Here is a 19,059-nt window from a genome sequence, read left to right as displayed (position 1 = left end):
CCTGCACCGAACACCGGAGAGATCCCCCATGGATTTGGCCTTCACCCCCGAGGAACAGAAGTTCCGGGAAGACATCCGCGCCTGGGTGCGCGAGAACCTGCCGCAGGACATCGCCCACAAGGTCCACAACAGCCTGCATCTCACGCGCGACGACATGCAGCGCTGGGCGAAGATCCTGGGCAAGAAGGGCTGGCTGGGCTACGGCTGGCCCAAGCAGTTCGGCGGCCCCGGCTGGAACGCGGTGCAAAAGCACCTGTTCGAGGAAGAGTGCGCGCTCGCTGGCGCGCCGCGGATCGTGCCGTTCGGCCCGGTGATGGTGGCGCCCGTGATCATGGCGTTCGGCAATGCCGAGCAGCACAAGCGGTTCCTGCCCGGGATCGCCAGCGGCGAGGTGTGGTGGAGCCAGGGCTACAGCGAGCCGGGCGCCGGCTCGGACCTGGCCTCGCTCAAGACCCGCGCCGAGCGCCGGGGCGACAAGTACATCGTGAACGGACAGAAGACCTGGACCACGCTCGGCCAGTACGGCGAGTGGATCTTCTGCCTGGTGCGCACCAGCACCGAAGGCAAGCCCCAGACCGGCATCTCGTTCCTGCTGATCGACATGAAATCGCCCGGCATCCAGGTGCGCCCGATCATCATGCTGGACGGCGGCCACGAGGTGAACGAGGTGTTCTTCGACAACGTCGAGGTCCCCGCCGAGAACCTGATCGGCGAGGAGAACAAGGGCTGGACGTACGCCAAGCACCTGCTGTCGCACGAGCGGACCAACATCGCCGACGTCAACCGCGCCAAGCGCGAACTCGAGCGCCTCAAGCGCATCGCCAAGGCCGAGGGCGTGTACGAGGACACCCGCTTCCGCGACGAGATCGCCAAGCTCGAAGTGGACGTCGTGGCGCTCGAGATGCTGGTGCTGCGCGTGCTGTCGGCCGAGAAATCGGGCAAGAACTCGCTGGACATCGCCGGCCTGCTGAAGATCCGCGGCAGCGAGATCCAGCAGCGCTACACCGAGCTGATGATGCTGGCAGGCGGCGCCTACAGCGTGCCGTTCATCCTGGAGGCCATGGAGGCCGGCTGGCAGGGCGACTTCCCGGGGGGCTCCGTCGCGCTCGCGCCGCTGGCGGCGACCTACTTCAACATGCGCAAGACCACGATCTACGGCGGCTCCAACGAGGTCCAGCGCAACATCGTGGCGCAGACCGTCCTGGGCTGAGGAGACAAGACATGGATTTCGACTTTTCCGACGACCAGGAACAGCTGCGCGACGCGGTCCGCAAGTGGGTCGAGCGCAGCTATGACTTCGAGCGTCGCCGCGCGGCGGTGCGCGCCGGCGGCTTCGATCGCAAGACCTACGGCGAGCTGGCCGAATTGGGGCTGGCCGGCCTGTACATCCCCGAGGAGCACGGCGGCATGGGCATGGGCCCGGTCGAGGGCATGGTGGTCCTGGAGGAACTGGGCCGCGGCATCGTGCTGGAGCCGCTGGCGCAGGCGCTGGTCGCCGGTGGCGTGGTCAACGGCTATGCCGACGACGCCGTCAAGGGCGAGTGGTTGCCGAAGATCGCCGGCGGCGAAGCCCTTGTCGTGCTGGCCCACCAGGAGCGCAAGGCGCGCTGGCGCCTCGACCGCTGCGAGGCGCAGGCCACGCAGCAGGGTGGCGGCTGGGCCGTGAGCGGCACCAAGAGCCTGGTCCCCGCCGGCGACCAGGCCGACGCCTTCCTGGTGCCCGCGATGACCGCCGGCGGGATGGTCCTGCTGCTGGTCGAACGGCAGGCGGAGGGCGTGGACGCGCGCGGCTACGTCACCATGGACGGCAGCCGGGCGGCTGAAGTCACCTTCGCCAACACGCCCGCCACCCTGGTCGCGCAGGACGGCCTGGCGGCGCTGGAGCACGCGGTGGACATCGGCATCGCCAGCCTGTGCGCCGAGGCGGTGGGCGTGATCGACAAGACCATGGCGCTCACGGCCGAGTACATGAACACCCGCAAGCAGTTCGGCGTGCCGATCGCGAGCTTCCAGGCCCTGCGGCACCGCATGGCCGACATGAAGATGCAGCAGGAATTGGCGCGTTCGATGAGCTACTACGCCAGCCTGAAGCTCAATGCGCCGGCGGAGGAGCGCCGACGCGCCCTGGCGCGCGCCAAGTACCAGCTGGGCACGTCGATGCGCTTCGTCGGCCAGAACTCCGTGCAGCTGCATGGCGGCATCGGCGTCACCGACGAGTATGTCGGCAGCCACTACTTCAAGAAGCTCACCCAGATGGAGCTGACCTTCGGCGACACGCTGCACCACCTCGGCGAGGTGTCCGCGCGCATGCAGGACACCGCCGGCGTGTTCGCGTGAGCCCGGCCGCGCCCTGACCTCCACGCCCGCGGCACCCGCCGCGGGCGTTTTCTTTTCCAAGCACGAAGGAGACCCCATGCCCCGCCGCCGCGAGCTGCTCGCCGCCACCACCACGACCCTGTTGCTGGCCGCCTGCGCCACGCCCACGTCGCCCCGGATGCAGGAAATGCCCCCGATCGTGTTCGTCCACGGCAATGGCGACAGCGCCTCGATCTGGCAATCCACACTGTGGCGATTCGAGTCCAACGGCTGGCCGCGCGAGCGCCTGCACGCGATCGACGTGCCGTATCCGCTGGCACGCGAGGACGATGCCCGCGCGCAGCCGGGACGCACGTCGACTGCCGAGCACATGGCGTTCCTGCGTGACGAAGTCCAGAAGGTGCTGCAGGCCACCGGCGCCAGGCAGGTCGTCCTGGTGGCGAACTCGCGCGGCGGCTACGCGGTGCGCAACTACATCCAGAACGGCGGCGGCGACCGCGTCGTGAGCCACGCGATCCTGGGCGGCACGCCCAACCACGGCGTCTGGTCGCTGCCGGACTACCTGCCGGGCAGCGAGTTCAACGGGACGGGCCCGTTCCTGAAGGCCCTGAACGCACCGAAGAACACCGCCGGCGACGAGGTGGCGGGGCCGGTCAAGTGGATGACCATCCGCTCCGACAGCAATGACAAGTTCGCGCAGCCGGACGGCGTGTGGATCGGGCGCCGCGGCCAGCCCACCAACGTGACGTTCGCCGGGCCGGAGTTGAAGGGTGCGACCAACGTGGTGATCCCGCGCATCGACCACCGCGAGACCTCGTTCTCGCCGGCCGCCTTCGAGGCGATGCACCGCTTCATCACCGGCCGTGCGCCGTCCGCCGCCATCACGCCCGAAGCGCTCGTCTCGCTGTCGGGAAAGATCACCGGGCTCGGGGTCTCGTCCACCGATCCGGCCTCGGGCAGCTTCTCCAACAACCTGCCGCTGCCCGGCGCGCGGCTGGAGGTGTTCGCCATCGATCCCGCGACGGGCGGGCGGCGCGGCGCACCGGTGCATGTGCAGACCGTCGGTGCCGACGGGCGCTGGGGACCGTTCCGGGCCGACGGCCGCGAGCGCTACGAGTTCGTGGTCACCGCCCCCGGCTACGCCACCACGCACGTCTACCGCAGCCCCTTCCCGCGGTCGACCGCGCTGCTCAACCTGCGGCCGGAGCGCATCGCCGAAACCGACAAGGCGGCGCCCGCCCTGGCCATCCTGAACCGCCCGCGCGGCTACCTGGATCCGACGCGTGACCGGATGGCTTTCGACGGCCAGACGCCGCCGCCCGGGGCGCTGCCCGGCGCCGGGGTGTCGAGCTCACGCTTGCGGCCGGCGGGCGCGCCGAGGACGATCGCGGCGGAGTTCAACGGCGAGCGCGTCGTGGGCCGCACCTGGCCGGTCGCGGAGAACCGGGTCACCGTGCTGGAACTGACGTACTGAAGCCGGGCGGGGCGCCGCGCCCCGCTACGCGTGCAGGCGCGAGCTCTTGGGCAGGTGCGCCATCAGGAACTCCATCTGGTCCGTCAGGATGCGCCGGTTGCGCAGGATGAAGTCTTCCCAGAGGCTGGGCACATAGGGGGCATAGAGCAGCGGCATGTGGGCCTGCTCCGGCGTGCGGTTGCTCTTTCGGTGGTTGCAGGCGCGGCACGCCGTCACCACGTTCATCCAATGGTCCTTGCCGTTCTGGGCGAAGGGGATGATGTGCTCGCGGGTCAGATCTTCCTCGCGGAAATGGCCGCCGCAGTAGGCGCACACGTTGCGGTCGCGGGCGAAGAGCTTGCCGTTGGTCAGGCCCGGCTTGAGATCGAAGGGATTGATGTTCGGCACGCCCTTGGTGCCGATGATGCTGTTGACCGCGATGACCGACTGCTCGCCCGTCATCGCGTTGTGGCCGCCGCGGAACACCGCCACCCGTGCGCCGACCTCCCACCGGACCTCGTCGGCGGCGTAGTGCAGCACGGCCTGTTCGAGCGAGATCCAGGACTGGGGCAGACCCTGGGCGGACAGCTTCAAGACCTTCAAGACGGAAACTCCTTCAAGTCATGACCAACGGCGAACCGAACAGCAAGCACAATATACCCTGATTCCAACGTGACAATCTTTGCTGCGGCGCTTCCGCCACAAGCCCCGGGCGCTATCAAAACGATACCGATCAACAGGCCATGCAGATCTTTCGCGGCTTCCACCACCCCGGCATCGCGAAGGCCTGCGCGCTGACCATCGGCAACTTCGATGGCGTCCACCGCGGACACCAGGCCATGCTCGCCCTGCTCAACAGTGAGGCGCGGCACCGCGGCGTGCCCAGCTGCGTCCTGACCTTCGAGCCGCACCCGCGCGACCACTTCGCGCGTCTGGCCCGGCGCCCGGAGCTCGCGCCGGCGCGCATCGCCACCCTGCGGGACAAGCTGTCGGAGCTGGCGGCGTGCGGCGTCGACCAGTGCGTCGTCCTGCCGTTCGATGCCAGGTTGGCCAGCCAGGTTCCCGAAGGCTTCATCGACGAGGTCCTGGTGCGCGGCCTGGGTGCGAGATACGTGCTGGTGGGAGACGACTTCCGCTTCGGCGCCCGGCGCGCCGGCGACTACGCGATGCTCGATGCGGCCGGCCAGTCCAGGGGGTTCGACGTCGCCCGCATGAACAGCTACGAGGTGCGCAACCTGCGGGTCTCCAGTTCCGCCGTGCGGGAGGCACTGGGCGCGGGCGACCTGGAGTCCGCCGCGGCACTGCTGGGGCGTCCCTACAGCATCAGCGGCCACGTGGTGCACGGCCGCAAGCTCGGCCGCGAACTGGGCTTCCGCACGGTGAACCTGCGGTTCTCGCACTGGAAGCCGGCCGCCAGCGGCATCTTCGTCGTGGAAGTGCACGGCCTGGACGACCAGCCGCTGCCCGGGGTCGCCAACCTGGGCATCCGGCCCTCGCTGGACCCGAACGACGCCAACGGCGGGCGCGTGCTGCTGGAGACGCACTGCCTGCAATGGCCGGGCACCCTGGGGGCCGAGGGGGCCTACGGTAAAATCATCCGCGTGGACCTGCTGCACAAACTGCACGACGAGCTGAAGTACGACAGCCTGGAAGCGCTGCGTGCCGGCATCGCGCGCGACTGCGATGCCGCGCGCGCCTTCTTCGCGTCCACCCGTCGCCAGACCACGCGCGACCGAATTTAGTGCCGCACGCAACTGCTGCGCGCCCTTGCACAGGCTCGGGGCGAACGGCCTGCCTCCCTCCCGTTCCGATCACGCCCCTCCGGGCTGAGCCTGCCTAGCCTGCGAGCGATCCCATGAGCGACACGAAGACCGACTACCGCGCGACCCTCAACCTGCCCGACACACCGTTCCCCATGCGGGGCGACCTGCCCAAGCGCGAGCCCGGGTGGGTCAAGGAGTGGGAGGAGCAGGGTCTGTACAAGCGGCTGCGCGAAGCGCGCTGCGGGCGCGAGAAGTTCGTCCTGCACGACGGGCCCCCGTACGCGAACGGCCAGATCCACATGGGCCATGCCGTCAACAAGATCCTCAAGGACATGATCGTCAAGTCGCGCCAGCTCAAGGGCCTGGACGCGGCCTACGTTCCGGGCTGGGACTGCCACGGCCTGCCGATCGAGAACGCGATCGAGAAGAAGCACGGCCGCAACCTGCCGCGCGACGAGATGCAGGCCAGGAGCCGTGCCTTCGCCACCGAGCAGATCGCGCTGCAGATGGCCGACTTCAAGCGCCTGGGCGTGCTGGGCGACTGGGACCATCCGTACAAGACGATGGACTTCAGCAACGAGGCCGACGAGATTCGCGCGTTCAAGCGCGTGATCGAGCGCGGCTTCGTCTACCGCGGCCTCAAGCCCGTGTACTGGTGCTTCGACTGCGGCTCCTCGCTGGCCGAATTCGAGATCGAGTACGCCGACAAGAAAAGCCAGACGCTGGACGTGGGCTTCCTGGCCGACGACCCGCATGCGCTCGCCGCGGCCTTCGGGCTGGCGCAGCTGCCGCCTGGCAAGGATGCCTTCGCGGTCATCTGGACCACGACCGCCTGGACCATCCCGGCCAACCAGGCGCTGAACCTCAATCCGGAGCTTGACTATTCGCTGGTCGACACCGCGCGCGGCCTGCTGGTCCTGGCCTCGGTGCTGGTCGAGAAGTGCCTGGAGCGCTTCCACCTGCAGGGCGGCACCGTGCTGGCCACCGTCCAGGGCGAGAAGCTGGGCGGGCTGAACTTCCGGCATCCGCTGCACGACGTCGACCCGGCCTTCCGCCGGCTGTCGCCGGTGTACGTGGCCGACTACGCGACCGCGGAGGACGGCACCGGCATCGTCCACTCCTCGCCCGCGTACGGCCTGGACGACTTCAACAGCTGCCTGGCACACGGTCTGTCGTACGACGAGATCCTCAACCCGGTCCAGGGCAACGGCAGCTACGCGGCCGACTTCGCACTGTTCGGCGGCGAGAACATCTGGAAGGCCGTGCCGCACATCATCGAGACGCTCGAGAAGGCCGGCCGGCTGTTCGCCACCCACGGCATCACGCACAGCTATCCGCACTGCTGGCGCCACAAGACGCCGGTGATCTACCGCGCCGCGGCCCAGTGGTTCATCCGGATGGACGAAGGCGAAGGCGTGTTCACCAAGGACAAGGCGCCGGCCACGCTGCGCCAGATGGCGCTGGCCGCGATCGAGGAGACCAGCTTCTATCCGGAGAACGGCAAGGCGCGCCTGCGCGACATGATTGCGGGCCGTCCCGACTGGTGCATCAGCCGCCAGCGCAGCTGGGGCGTGCCGCTGCCTTTCTTCCTGGACAAGGACACGCACGAGCTGCATCCGAAGACCATGGAGATCCTCGACGTCGCGGCCGACATGGTTCAGACCGGCGGCATCGAGGCCTGGAGCAAGGCGACCAACGAAGAGATCCTCGGACGCGTCGGCGCCGCCGCGGACGCGCCGCGGTATGCGAGGAGCACCGACATCCTGGAGGTCTGGTTCGACTCGGGCACCACCCACACCACCGTGCTCAAGGGCTCGCATGCGGGCAGCGCGCACGAGAACGGCCCGGAGGCCGACCTGTACCTGGAAGGCCACGACCAGCACCGCGGCTGGTTCCACTCCTCGCTGCTGACCGCCTGCGCGATGTACGGGCGCGCGCCCTACCGCGGCCTGCTCACGCACGGCTTCACGGTGGACAGCCAGGGCCGCAAGATGAGCAAGTCGCTCGGCAATGGGGTCGACCCGCAGGAGACCTGGAAGAAGCTGGGCGCCGAGATCATCCGCCTGTGGGTGGCGGCGTCCGACTACTCGGGCGACATCGCCGGCGACGACAAGATCCTGGCGCGGGTCGTCGACGCCTATCGCCGCATCCGCAACACCCTGCGGTTCCTGCTGGCGAACGTCAGCGACTTCGATCCTGCCAAGGACGCGGTGCCGCTGGCCGAGATGCTGGAGATCGACCGCTACGCCATGAGCCGCGCGGCGCAGTTCCAGGCCGACGTGCTGGCGCACTACGAGGTGTACGAATTCCATCCGGTGGTGGCCAAGCTGCAGGTGTACTGCTCCGAGGACCTGGGCGCGTTCTATCTCGACATCCTCAAGGACCGCCTCTACACCACCGGCCCGAAATCGCATGCACGGCGCAGCGCGCAGACGGCGCTGTGGAACATCACCCACGCCATGCTGCGCTGGATGGCCCCCTTCCTCAGCTTCACGGCGGAGGAGGCCTGGAAGGTGTTCGGCCACTCGCCGTCGATCTTCCTGGAGGAGTACGCCGAGATCGGCAGCCCCGACCCCGCGCTGCTGGCCAAGTGGAACCGCATCCGCGAGATCCGCGACGTCGCCAACAAGGAGATCGAGGCGGTGCGCGCGGCCGGCCAGGTCGGCTCCTCGCTTCAGGCCAACCTGGCCATCACGGCCCCGGCCGCCGACGCCGCCCTGCTGGCGGCCCTGGGCGAGGACCTGAAGTTCGTGTTCATCACCTCGGCGATCTCGGTGGCCGCCGGCGCCGAACTCGCGGTGCAGGCGACGCCGTCGGTCGACACCAAGTGCGAGCGCTGCTGGCACTGGCGCGCCGACGTGGGCGCGGACCCGGCCCACCCGGCCATCTGCGGGCGCTGCGTGAGCAACCTGTTCGGCGCGGGCGAAGACCGGAGGCATGCCTGAATGGCCAAGTCGCACACCTCGGGCGGCATGCTCTACTGGCTGGGCCTGGCCTTCATCATCGTGCTGGCCGACCAGCTCACCAAGATCCTGATCCTGGGCTACTACCGGCTGGGCGAGTCGACCTACGTCACCAGCTTCTTCAACGTGGTTCGCGCCCATAACCCCGGCGCGGCCTTCTCGTTCCTGGCCACCGCGTCGGGCTGGCAGCGCTGGCTGTTCACCGGCATCGCCATCGCGGCCGTGATCTTCATCCTCTGGATGCTGCGCAGCCATGCCGGCCAGAAGCTGTTCTGCTTCGCCCTCGCCTGCATCCTGGGCGGCGCCGTCGGCAACCTGATCGACCGCCTGCTGCACGGCTACGTGGTCGACTTCCTCCAGTTCCACTGGGGGCGCCGCTGGTACTTCCCGGCCTTCAACGTCGCCGACGCGGCCATCACGGCCGGGGCGATCGGCCTGATCCTGGACGAACTGTTGCGGGTGCGCCGCACCCGCTAGCCCCGCAGAGGCGCTGGCGGGCCCCGGATCCCGATTCCACGCCCGCGGTGCGGCAGGCCACGTATCATCGGATGCCTCAAGCATGAAGCACCTGTTGAACCTGCTGGCGGCCATCGCGCTGCTGGTGTGGGGCACCCACCTCGTCCGCACCGGCATCCTGCGCGTCTTCGGCGCCAACCTGCGGCAGATCCTGGCCCGCAGCATCAGCAACCGTTACACGGCTGCACTCTCGGGCATCGGCGTCACGGCCCTGCTCCAGTCGAGCACGGCCACGGCCCTGATCGTCTCGGCCTTTGTCGGGCAGGGGCTGATCACGCTCCCGCTCGCGCTGGCCGTGATGCTGGGAGCCGACGTCGGCACCAGCCTGGTCACGGTGGTGTTCTCGTTCGACCTGTCCTGGCTCTCGCCGCTCCTGATCTTCCTGGGCGTGGTGCTGTTCATCTCGCGCCCGTCCACCAACGTAGGCCGGTTCGGGCGCGTGCTCATCGGCCTCGGGCTGATGCTGCTGGCGCTGCGGCTGGTGTCCGAGTCGACCGGCATCATGGTCCGTTCGCCGGTGGTCAAGGCGCTGCTCGCCTCGATCAACTCGGACATCCTGCTGGAGATCACGGTCGGCGCGCTGCTGGCCCTGATGTCGTATTCGAGCCTGGCCATCGTGCTGCTCACCTCGACGCTGGCCGGCACCGGCATCATCCCGCTGGAGATGGCGCTGGGCCTGGTGCTCGGTGCCAACCTCGGCAGCGGCATCCTGGGCGTGGTCACCACCGCCCGTTCGGCCATCGAAGTGCGCCACGTGCCGCTGGGCAACCTGCTGTTCAAAGCACTCGGAATCCTGGTGGCGGCGCCGTGCATCGGTCTGTGGCTGCGCTACGCCCGGCCCTACCTGCTCAACGAAGGCGCCGCGGTGGTGATGTTCCACCTCAGCTTCAACATCGTGATGGCGCTGCTGTTCCTCGGCCTCGTGCACCCGATCGCGCGCGCCGCCGTGCGCCTGCTGCCCAAGCCCGAGCGCAGCGCGACCAGCCGCCCGCACCATCTCGATCCGTCGGCGCTGGGCACCCCGTCGCTGGCGATCTCCTGCGCGGCACGCGAGGCGCTGCACCAGGCCGACGTGGTGGAGTCGATGCTGCTGGGCGTGCTGACGGTCATCCGCACCAACGACCTGCGGCTCGCCGAGGAGTTGCGCAAGCTCGACGACACGGTGGACGAGTTGTACTCGGCGATCAAGTACTACCTCACCAAGATCTCGCGCGAGGCCCTGGGCGAGGAGGAGAGCCGGCGCTGGACCGACATCATCAGCTTCACCATCAACATGGAGCAGATCGGCGACACGATCGAGCGGATCCTGATCGACATCGAGGACAAGAAGATCCGCAAGGGGCGCAGCTTCTCCGACGCCGGCATGGCCGAGATCTCGGAACTGCACGCCCGCCTGATCGACAACCTGCGCCTGGGCATGAGCGTGTTCCTCAACGGTTCGGTGCGCGACGCGCAGAAGCTGCTGGAGGAGAAGGCGCGGTTTCGCGACCTGGAGCACGCCTACGCGGCCACCCACCTGAGCCGGCTGTCGGGCAACACCGTGCAGAGCATCGAGACCAGCTCGCTGCACATCGACCTGATCAGCGACCTCAAGCGGATCAACTCGCACATCTGCTCGATCGCCTATCCGATCCTGGAGTCGGCCGGCGCGCTGGCGCCCAGCCGGCTGCGCAGCGACATGCTCGTCAAGACCGAGGTCTAGCCAGCGCCGGCGGGCGCCCGCCCGCCGCGCCCACCCCAGCCGCAGCGCGACCACGCCGGCCACGATCACCACCGTGCCCGCCGCGCGCCGCACACTGAAGCGCTCCTTCAGCAGCCAGGTCCCGAGCAGCCCGGCGAACAGCACCGAGGTCTCGCGCAGCGCCGCCACCGTGGCAACGGGCGCCCGCGTCATGGCCCACAGCGCAATGCCGTACGAGCCCAGCGAGGCGGCGGCGCCCGCCGTGGCGATCGGGGCCCGCACCCGGGCATACGCCCAGGCAGCCCCCCAACCGCGCCGACGGAGCACCAGCAGCGCGAACGGCCAGCCGTCGAGGACGAAGAGCGCGGCCACGTACTGCACCGCACTGCCGCCCGCTGCCACCGCAGCGCGGGCTCCCAGCGCGTCGACCACGGTGTAGACCGCGATCACGACGGCGTTGGCGAGCGCGAAGCCGACCGCCTTCGGCCGCTCCAGGGCGTGGCGCGACAGGCCGAGCAGGAGGACCCCGCCCGAGACCGCCAGCACGCCGGCCCACGCCAGTGGCGACAGCCGTTCGCCGACCGTGGCAGCCGACGACAGGGCCACCAGCACCGGGCCCAGGCCGCGCATGAGCGGATACGTCAGGCCCAGGTCGCCGTGCCGGTAGGCGCCGGTCAATGCCGCGTAGTAGCCGATGTGGATCACCACCGAGGCCAGGATGAACGGCCACGCGGCAGCCGGGGGCGGCCCCGCAGCAAGCAGCAGCGGCAAGGCGATGAAGGAGCCGATCAGGTGAATGAGTGCGGTGTCCAGCGACTTGTCGGTGCTGGACTTCACGAGGGCGTTCCAGCTCGCGTGCAGCAGCGCGCCGAACAGGACGGCCGCTGCCACGCCCCAGGTGAGGATCATGGCCGGGCATTATGGGTCGCCGTCGCGCAGCTGCCGGTTCACGGTGCCGTGCTGCAGGATCTCCGCGCGGCGGCGATCGCCTCGCGCCGGGCGTGAGCAGCCCGGGCGTGCCGGCTCAGGCGGCTTCGAGTTCGCCGCGGGTGCGCACGCAGTAGTCCAGCAGCGCGTCGATCTCGGTGGACTTGTCGAACACGGCGTCGGCGCCGAGCTGGGCACAGCGCCGGCGCATGTCGGACGTCGCGTGGTTGCTCAGCACGATCACCTTCTGGCCATGACGGCGACTGCGGCAGGCCTCGACCACGCGCAGGCCGCTGCCCTGGCGCAGGAACAGGTCGACCACCGCGATGTCCCAGTCGTCCGGATGGGCCGCCAGCCACTGCTTGCCCTCGCGCTCCGTGTCCGCCAGACCAACGGCCTCGACCTGCGCAAGCTCGTGCAGGGTCTCGATCAGGTTGTCGCGGATGGTGGGGCTGTCTTCGACGATGTAGGCGCGCAAGGCCATGCAATGCTCCAGGGCCCCGCCGATCCGACCCGGTCCGGGGCAACTGCTTTGTTGACGACCACTCTACCGGCCCATCCGCGGCGCTGGTGCAAGCAGCGCAGCCGTGCGCCTGTAGGAAAGCACGGTCAGGGCTTGCTCACGCCCCGGTGGCGGCCAGCACGGCCTCCGCCTCCAGCGTGAAGCGGCCGCGCAGCAGTTCCTGGCGCAGCTCGGCCGGCTGCAGCAGTGCGAACTGCGCCACTTCGCCGTCCTGGTTGCAAGGCGTCACGCCGTCGGGAACCACGCACCGGTACCAGTCGACCGTCTCGACCACATAGCCCAGCCCGGTGCTGCTGCTCGGTCCGCGCCGCAGGAACCTGCCACCCCATTCGAGGTCCACCAGCTGGTCCAGGTGCAGCCCGGCCTCTTCCCATGTTTCGCGCGCCAGCGCCATCTGGGGCGTGTCGGTGGCCGGCACCATGCCCCCCATGAGCGTGTCCCAGAGGCCGGGATCGTTGGGCTTGTCGAGGGCGCGCTGCTGGACCCAGTGGCGGCCGTCGGGCGTGCGGCCGGCCAGGTGCACGGCCTGCGTCGCGATGCCGAGCGGCCGGACGGCGGCGCGCTCGACCGTGCCGAGCACCTCCCCGGCCACCGTCACGGCGAGCTGCTCGTCGCGCCAGGCGCTCGCCAGGCCAGCCTCCCGCATGTGCAGCGCCAGGTCGGCAAGCACCGCGGTGAGGTCCCGGCTGTCCAGGGCCACGGCGCGGGTGCCGTCCTGCCGGTCTTCCAGCAGGCACCGACGCGCGGCCGGCGGCAGTGCATCCAGGAACGCGGGATCGACCGAGCCGATCGGCGTGCCGCGCCAGCACAGCGGCCGGCGCGGCCGCGCCGGGGGCTGGTCGAGCCGCCGCGCGAGGCCGTCCAGCCAGTCGGCGGGAAGGCCCGTGGCCGCCGTCACAGCGTGAGGATGGTGCAGCCGGTGGTCCTGCGCGCTTCGAGGTCGCGGTGCGCCTGCTGCACCTGCTCGAGCGGATAGCGCTGGTCGATGCGGATCGCCACCTTGCCGCTGGTGACCGCCTCGAACAGGTCGTCGGCCATGGCCTGGGTGCTCTCGCGGGTGGCAATGTGCGTGAACAGCGTCTGCCGGGTGACGTAGATCGAGCCCTTGGGGCCGAGGATGCCGGGAGCGAACGGCGGCACCGGGCCGGAAGCGTTGCCGAAGCTGGCCATCAGGCCGAAGGGTGCCAGGCAGTCGAGCGACTTGTCCCAGGTGTCCTTGCCGACCGAGTCGTAGACCACCTTGACCCCCTTGCCGCCGGTGATCTCCTTCACGCGGGCGTGGAAGTCCTCCTTGGCGTAGTTGATGACGTGGGCTGCGCCCAGTTCCTTGGCCAGCGCGCACTTCGCGTCGGAGCCGGCCGTGCCGATCAACTGAAGCCCCATGGCCCTGGCCCACTGGCAGGCGATCAGGCCGACGCCGCCAGCAGCGGCGTGGAACAGCACGAAGTCGCCGGGCTGCAGCCCGCCCTGGGGCTGGGTGCGCTTGAGGAGGTACTGCGCGGTCAGCCCCTTGAGCATCATCGCGGCGCCGGTGTCGAAGTCGATCGCGTCGGGCAGTCGGCAGACCGTCTTGGCCGGCATCACCCGCACCTCGCAGTAGCTGCCGGGCGGCTGGCTGGCGTAGGCTGCGCGATCGCCGACCTTCAGGTGGGTGACGCCGGTGCCGACCGCCTCGACGATCCCCGAGCCTTCCATGCCCAGGCGCACCGGCATCGGCAGCTGGTAGAGGCCGGTGCGCTGGTAGACGTCGATGAAGTTCAGCCCCACGGCCTTGTGGCGGATGCGGATCTCGCCGGGGCCGGGATCGCCGACCTGGACGTCGACGATCTTCATCTGCTCGGGACCACCATGCTGGTCGATCTGGACGGCGCGGGTCATGTGAGTCTCCTCGTGCTGGTTGCGGCTCGCGTGCGCCGCTGGAAAAAGCGGGCGCCATCGTGCCACGAATCGTGCAGCCCTGCCGGGACGCCGCCCCGAGGCGCACGTGCGGCCTCCGTCCGCACGTACAGTGGCGGCATGCAACAACGCCTCACGCCGGCCACCGCCGGCCTGCTTGCGCTGGCACCGCTGCTGTGGGCCGGCAACGCGGTGGTGGGCCGCCTCATGGCCGGCCAGGTGCCGCCGATGACCCTGAACTTCCTGCGCTGGGCGCTGGCGTCGGTCCTGCTCGTGCCCGCGACCCGCTGGCTGCTGCGCGCCGACAGCCCGCTATGGCCGCACTGGCGGCGCTTCGCCGTGCTGGGCCTGCTGGGCGTCGGCTGCTACAACGCGCTGCAATACCTGGCACTCAAGACTTCCACGCCGCTGAACGTGACGCTGGTGGCTGCCAGCATGCCGGCCTGGATGATCGGGATGGGCGCCGTCTTCTTCGGGCAGCGGGTGTCGCTGCGCCAGCTGGCCGGCGCGGCGCTGTCGATCGGGGGCGTGCTGGTGGTGCTCAGCCGGGGCGACTGGAACGTGCTGCTGCAGGTGCGGCTGGTGCCGGGCGACTTCTTCGTGCTGCTGGCCACGGCCGCCTGGGCGGTGTACAGCTGGCTGCTGGTGCGCCCGGGGGCGCCGCCGGAGATCCGCGCCGACTGGGCGGCCTTCCTGATGGCGCAGATGGTGTTCGGGCTCGCGTGGTCCGGCCTGTTCGCGGCCGGCGAATGGCTGGCCGCGCCGCAGCAGATCGCCTGGGGCTGGCGGGTCGCGGCCGCCCTGGCCTACATCGCGATCGGCCCGGCGATCCTGGCCTACCGCAGCTGGGGCCTGGGCGTGCAGCGGGTCGGCCCGACGATCGCGGGCTTCTTCTCCAACCTCACGCCGCTGTTCGCGGCCATGCTGTCGGCCGCCTTCCTGGGCGAGTTGCCGCATCTGTACCACGGCGTGGCGTTCGCCCTGATCATCGGCGGGATCGTGGTGTCGTCCCGCGGCGATCCGCGTCAGTAGGTGCCCGGGTACGCGCCGCCGTCGATCAGCACGTTCTGGCCCGTGATGTAGCCGGCGTGCCGGCTGCACAGGAAAGCGCAGGTGGCGCCGAATTCCTCCGGCGTGCCGAAGCGCAGCGACGGGATGGTCTTCATGCGCAGCTGGCGGACCTCGTCGATGCTCTTGCCGCTCTTCTTGGCGCCGCCTTCCATGGTGGCCTTCAGGCGGTCGGTGTCGAAGGCGCCCGGCAGCAGGTTGTTGATGGTCACATTGGCCGAGGCGAGCTTGCTGGTGCGCGACACGCCGGCGACGAAGCCGGTGAGCCCGGACCGGGCGCCGTTGGACAGGCCGAGGATGTCGATCGGCGCCTTCACCGCCGACGAGGTGATGTTGACGATGCGGCCGTAGCCGCGCGCCGCCATGCCGTCGACCGTGGCCTTGATCAGCTCGATCGGCGTCAGCATGTTGGCGTCCACCGCCTTGATCCACGCCTCGCGGTCCCAGTCGCGGAAATCGCCGGGCGGCGGGCCGCCGGCGTTGGTCACGACGATGTCGTAGTCCTGGTGCACCGCGAAGGCCGCTGCCCTGCCCTCGGGGGTCGTGATGTCGGCCGCGACGTGCAGCACCTGCACGCCCTTCGGCAGGGCCGGGTCGGCCGTCAGCCGCTGCGCGGCTTCCTGCAGCGCCGGCGCGCCGCGCGCCACCAGCACCACGTGCACTCCTTCACGCGCGAGTGCCTGCGCGCAACCGAAACCCAGTCCCTTGCTGGCGCCGCACACCAGCGCCCATTTGCCCGCGATGCCCAAGTCCATAGAATTTGCCTTCGTTTCTCCAGGAGGTAGGGAATGATGATACGGGCAGGCCGACACGGCCTCGGCCGCGCCAGGTCGCTGGCGATGGCATTCGCGCTGTTCGCGGCAGCCTGGCCCGTCGCGCACGCGCAGGAGGAGCCGGCGGTGGTCAGGCGCGCGACCGAGTTGCGAGAGGCACCCGGCGAGTCCGGCCGCAGCGTGGCGCCCCTGCCCGCCGACACCGCTGTCACGCGGCTGGGCGACCGGCAGGGCCCCTGGATCAAGGTCCGCACCGGCGCCGGTGCGGCGGGCTGGGTGCACCTGTTCGACATCGGCCCGGCCGGCGGTGGCGGCAACCTGGCCAGCAATGCGCTGCGCAGCGTCACCAGCCTGTTCAGCCGGCCGGCCGCCCAGCGCACCACTACCTCGACGTCCACCATCGGCATCCGCGGTCTGGGCGCCGAGGACCTCGCGCAGGCGCAGCCGGACGCCGCCGCGGTGGCCCGGATGGAAGCGCTGCGCCTGGGCGAGCCGCAGGCGCGCCAGTTCGCGCGCGACGCCGCGCTGAAGGCGGTCGCGGTCGATCCGCTGCCGGAACCTTCGCGCGCACCCGCCGCAGCCCACCAGGGACAACAGCCATGAAGCACCTCCTCGCCTGCGCCGTGTTCGCCACGGCCGCCGCCGCGCCGGCCGCCTTCGCGCAGAACAAGGCGCTCGGGGCCCTGAACTCCCTCCTGGGCCAGCAGGCGCCCGCGACCCTGGGCGGACTGCTCTCGCCCGCCACGCCCGCGCAGCCGTCCGCCACCCCCGGCCAGCCCGGCAACGACCTGTTCTCGCTGCTGGCGCAGTCCGAAGGGACGATCGACGAGGCCCGCGAGATCGAGATCGGCCGCCAGCTCGCCGCCGTGCTGCTGGGCAGCAAGCCGCTGCACCCCGACATGGCGCTGCAGCGCTACGTCAACCAGCTGGGCCGCTGGATCAGCCTGCAGTCCCCGCGGGCGCAACTGCCCTGGAGCTTCGCGGTCCTCGACGACCCGGGCTTCAACGCCTTCGCGGCGCCGGGCGGCTTCGTGTTCGTGACCAAGGGGCTGGTCGACCAGGTCGACGAAGCCGAGCTCGCCGGCATCCTAGCCCACGAGATCACGCACGTCACGCAGCGCCACCACCTGCAGGCGCTGCGCACCAAGGCCCGCGCCGGCCTGGCCGCGCAACTGCTCGCCTCGCAGGTACGGGGCAGCGCCGCGCAGCAGTTCGTGTCCTCGCAGATGCTGGCCCTGGGCAAGGACCTGTACGGCAGCGGCCTCGACCAGTCCGACGAATTCCAGGCCGACCGGGAAGGCGTGGCCCTGGCGGCACGCGCCGGGTTCGATCCGTACGGCCTGCCCGGCGTGCTGCAGCAACTGCGCACGCAGGCACCCGACAACCCGCTGTTCGCGTTGTCGCTGTCCACCCATCCGCCCGCGCAGCAACGGCTGGAGCTGCTGGAGCAGGCAATGGGGCGCCGGCTCGACGCGCTCTCGGGCAAACCGTCGGTGCAGATCGCCCAGCGGCTCAAGCCCGGCAAGCGCTAACGCTGGCCGGCGCGGGTGAAGACGTAGATGCCCGCGATCACCAGCACCGTGCCGGCGGCGATCCAGGCGGTGAACGGCTCGCCCAGGATGACGACGCCCATCAGGATGGTCGAGAGCGGCCCGACCATGCCGGTCTGGGCCGACAAGGCGGGTCCGATCCGCTCGATCGCCATCATCACCAGCAGCACCGGGACCGCGGTGCACAGCGTCGCGTTCAGCACCGACAGCCAGACCACCTGCGGCGCCATTGCCGCCAGTCCGGCCACCGGCCGCAGCAGCAGGAACTGCACGATGCAGCACAGGCACGCCACGCTGGTGGCCAGCCCCACCAGCCGCAGCGAGCCGAGCCGCTGCACCAGCTGGCCGCTGTAGACCAGGTAGACCGCGTAGGTCACCGCGCTGGCGAACACCAGGGAGGCGCCCCAGGCCGCCTCGCGGCCGACGGTGCCGATCTCGTGCCCGAAGACCAGCAGCACGCCCGAGTAGCTCACCGCCATGCCGGCCAGCTGGACGCCGCGCAACGGCCGGCGGTACAGGATCCAGCCGAGCAGGAGCACGAGGGTCGGATTGAGGTACAGGATCAGGCGCTCCAGCGAGGCGCTCACCGACTGCAGCCCCGCGAAGTCGAGGAAGCTGGAGAGGTAGTAGCCGGTCACACCCAGCCCGACCACGCCCAGCCAGTCACGCCCGCCCAGCGGGGGCTTGCCGCGGCTGGCCCACCAGGCCATCGCGACGAAGATGGGCAGCGCGAAGAGCATCCGCAGCATGATCAGCGTCACGGCGTCGACGCCGTGGCGGTAGGCCAGCTTCACGATGATGGCCTTGCCGCTGAACGCGATGGCGCCCACCACCGCGAACACCAGCCCGGCGCCCAGCTGCGGCGACGCTTGCTCGTTCATCGGCGGGCCCGCCCCGGCCACGCCCGCTGCGGCCGGCCTGGCATGGAGCGGACGGAACGCGGGGCGCGCCGCGCGGGCGCGCCGGGTCGAGCGGTGGTGGCTGGCATCTGGTCTGCGGCTCGATTGTGCCCGGTGGACCGAGCGGGCCGAAAATGAAAACGGCGCCCGAAGGCGCCGTTCGCAGGGGGGGCGCAGCGCCTCAGTCCTCTTCCTGGAAGACGTCCTCGCGCTTGCTCTTGATCGAGGGCAGCAGGACGATCACCAGCAGCAGCAAGGCAGCGCCCAGCAGCCCGGCCGACAGCGGACGGGTGACGAACACCGCCCAGTCGCCGCGCGAGAGCAGCAGCGCGCGCCGCAGGTTCTCTTCCATCATCGGGCCCAGGATGAAGCCCAGCAGCAGCGGCGCGGGCTCGCAGCCGAGCTTGATGAAGACGTAGCCGATGACGCCGAAGATGGCCACCATCCAGATGTCCCAGGTGTTGTTGTTCGTGGAGTACACGCCGATGGCGCAGAACAGCACGATGGCCGGGAACAGCCAGCGGTAGGGGACGGTCAGCAGCTTGATCCAGATGCCGATCAGCGGCAGGTTCAGGATCACCAGCATCGCGTTGCCGATCCACATCGAGGCGATCAGGCCCCAGAACAGCTGCGGGTTGCTGGTCATGACCTGCGGCCCGGGCTGGATGTTGTGGATGGTCATGGCGCCCACCATCAGCGCCATCACGGCGTTGGGCGGGATGCCCAGCGTC

General features: G+C 70.0%; 17 protein-coding genes and 1 pseudogene. 10 read left to right on the top strand and 8 right to left on the bottom strand.

Annotation, left to right across the window (positions count from 1 at the left end; all coding sequences use genetic code 11):
• Positions 1 to 28 precede the first annotated feature (28 nt).
• The 3 genes from VFE82_RS03205 to VFE82_RS03195 all read left to right on the top strand — a co-directional run bounded on the left by VFE82_RS03205 (position 29) and on the right by VFE82_RS03195 (position 3,790).
• Positions 29 to 1,210: an acyl-CoA dehydrogenase family protein gene (locus VFE82_RS03205; RefSeq protein ID WP_324998799.1), complete on the top strand. Its 1,182-nt coding sequence runs from the start codon at positions 29 to 31 to the stop codon at positions 1,208 to 1,210.
• An 11-nt stretch (positions 1,211 to 1,221) separates the two neighbouring features.
• A complete protein-coding gene (locus tag VFE82_RS03200) occupies positions 1,222 to 2,337 on the top strand; it encodes an acyl-CoA dehydrogenase family protein (RefSeq protein WP_324998798.1) in 1,116 nt (371 codons plus the stop codon).
• 76 nt (positions 2,338 to 2,413) lie between these two features.
• The gene (locus VFE82_RS03195; protein ID WP_324998797.1) at positions 2,414 to 3,790 is read left to right on the top strand and encodes an alpha/beta fold hydrolase; all 1,377 of its coding nucleotides are present in this window, start codon (positions 2,414 to 2,416) and stop codon (positions 3,788 to 3,790) included.
• Positions 3,791 to 3,814: 24 nt separating this feature from the next.
• Here the strand turns inward: VFE82_RS03195 and VFE82_RS03190 are convergent, their stop codons facing one another.
• Positions 3,815 to 4,372 (bottom strand): HNH endonuclease, encoded by a 558-nt coding sequence (locus tag VFE82_RS03190; RefSeq protein ID WP_324998796.1) that lies wholly within the window; start codon positions 4,370 to 4,372, stop codon positions 3,815 to 3,817.
• A gap of 140 nt (positions 4,373 to 4,512) precedes the next feature.
• Here VFE82_RS03190 and VFE82_RS03185 point away from each other — a divergent pair, with 140 nt between their 5' ends.
• The 4 genes from VFE82_RS03185 to VFE82_RS03170 all read left to right on the top strand — a co-directional run bounded on the left by VFE82_RS03185 (position 4,513) and on the right by VFE82_RS03170 (position 10,713).
• On the top strand, positions 4,513 to 5,511 hold the full coding sequence (locus tag VFE82_RS03185; RefSeq protein ID WP_324998795.1) for a bifunctional riboflavin kinase/FAD synthetase: 999 nt from the start codon (positions 4,513 to 4,515) through the stop codon (positions 5,509 to 5,511).
• 113 nt (positions 5,512 to 5,624) lie between these two features.
• Entirely contained in the window at positions 5,625 to 8,477 is a 2,853-nt protein-coding gene (gene ileS / locus VFE82_RS03180) for an isoleucine--tRNA ligase (protein WP_324998794.1), read from the top strand.
• Positions 8,478 to 8,972 (top strand): signal peptidase II, encoded by a 495-nt coding sequence (lspA, locus tag VFE82_RS03175; protein WP_324998793.1) that lies wholly within the window; start codon positions 8,478 to 8,480, stop codon positions 8,970 to 8,972.
• 82 nt (positions 8,973 to 9,054) lie between these two features.
• Positions 9,055 to 10,713, top strand: a complete 1,659-nt coding sequence (locus VFE82_RS03170) for a Na/Pi cotransporter family protein (protein WP_324998792.1) — start codon at positions 9,055 to 9,057, stop codon at positions 10,711 to 10,713.
• A gap of 54 nt (positions 10,714 to 10,767) precedes the next feature.
• Here the strand turns inward: VFE82_RS03170 and VFE82_RS03165 are convergent.
• From VFE82_RS03165 to VFE82_RS03150, 4 genes and pseudogenes are all read right to left on the bottom strand, one after another.
• Positions 10,768 to 11,322: pseudogene (locus VFE82_RS03165) on the bottom strand (EamA family transporter); the annotation flags it as partial.
• A gap of 394 nt (positions 11,323 to 11,716) precedes the next feature.
• On the bottom strand, positions 11,717 to 12,103 hold the full coding sequence (locus VFE82_RS03160; RefSeq protein ID WP_324998791.1) for a response regulator: 387 nt from the start codon (positions 12,101 to 12,103) through the stop codon (positions 11,717 to 11,719).
• A 136-nt stretch (positions 12,104 to 12,239) separates the two neighbouring features.
• Positions 12,240 to 13,040: an NUDIX hydrolase gene (locus VFE82_RS03155; protein WP_324998790.1), complete on the bottom strand. Its 801-nt coding sequence runs from the start codon at positions 13,038 to 13,040 to the stop codon at positions 12,240 to 12,242.
• A complete protein-coding gene (locus VFE82_RS03150) occupies positions 13,037 to 14,020 on the bottom strand; it encodes a quinone oxidoreductase (RefSeq protein ID WP_324998789.1) in 984 nt (327 codons plus the stop codon). Before VFE82_RS03150 ends, VFE82_RS03155 begins: the two co-directional genes overlap by 4 nt.
• A gap of 138 nt (positions 14,021 to 14,158) precedes the next feature.
• On the opposite strand from VFE82_RS03150, the gene VFE82_RS03145 reads away from it, so the two are divergent.
• A complete protein-coding gene (locus tag VFE82_RS03145; protein WP_324998788.1) occupies positions 14,159 to 15,070 on the top strand; it encodes a DMT family transporter in 912 nt (303 codons plus the stop codon).
• Here the strand turns inward: VFE82_RS03145 and VFE82_RS03140 are convergent.
• Complete coding sequence (locus tag VFE82_RS03140; RefSeq protein ID WP_324998787.1) at positions 15,064 to 15,861, bottom strand: SDR family oxidoreductase; 798 nt, start codon at positions 15,859 to 15,861, stop codon at positions 15,064 to 15,066. The genes VFE82_RS03145 and VFE82_RS03140 overlap by 7 nt on opposite strands.
• Positions 15,862 to 15,945: 84 nt before the next feature.
• Here VFE82_RS03140 and VFE82_RS03135 point away from each other — a divergent pair, with 84 nt between their 5' ends.
• Entirely contained in the window at positions 15,946 to 16,482 is a 537-nt protein-coding gene (locus VFE82_RS03135) for an SH3 domain-containing protein (RefSeq protein ID WP_324998786.1), read from the top strand.
• A complete protein-coding gene (locus VFE82_RS03130; RefSeq protein ID WP_324998785.1) occupies positions 16,479 to 17,411 on the top strand; it encodes a M48 family metalloprotease in 933 nt (310 codons plus the stop codon). The genes VFE82_RS03135 and VFE82_RS03130 overlap by 4 nt, the downstream gene beginning before the upstream one ends.
• Here VFE82_RS03130 and VFE82_RS03125 read toward each other — a convergent pair.
• Positions 17,408 to 18,310: a DMT family transporter gene (locus VFE82_RS03125; protein WP_324998784.1), complete on the bottom strand. Its 903-nt coding sequence runs from the start codon at positions 18,308 to 18,310 to the stop codon at positions 17,408 to 17,410. The genes VFE82_RS03130 and VFE82_RS03125 overlap by 4 nt on opposite strands.
• A 199-nt stretch (positions 18,311 to 18,509) precedes the next feature.
• Positions 18,510 to 19,059, bottom strand: a 550-nt coding sequence (locus tag VFE82_RS03120) for a tripartite tricarboxylate transporter permease (RefSeq protein ID WP_324998783.1), incomplete at its 5' end; no start/stop codon positions are given.

This window comes from Ramlibacter sp. (assembly GCF_035655895.1).
GTDB lineage: Bacteria > Pseudomonadota > Gammaproteobacteria > Burkholderiales > Burkholderiaceae_C > Ramlibacter.
Note: the sequence above shows the minus strand (reverse complement) of the source record. Positions and strands in the feature narration are given on the sequence as shown.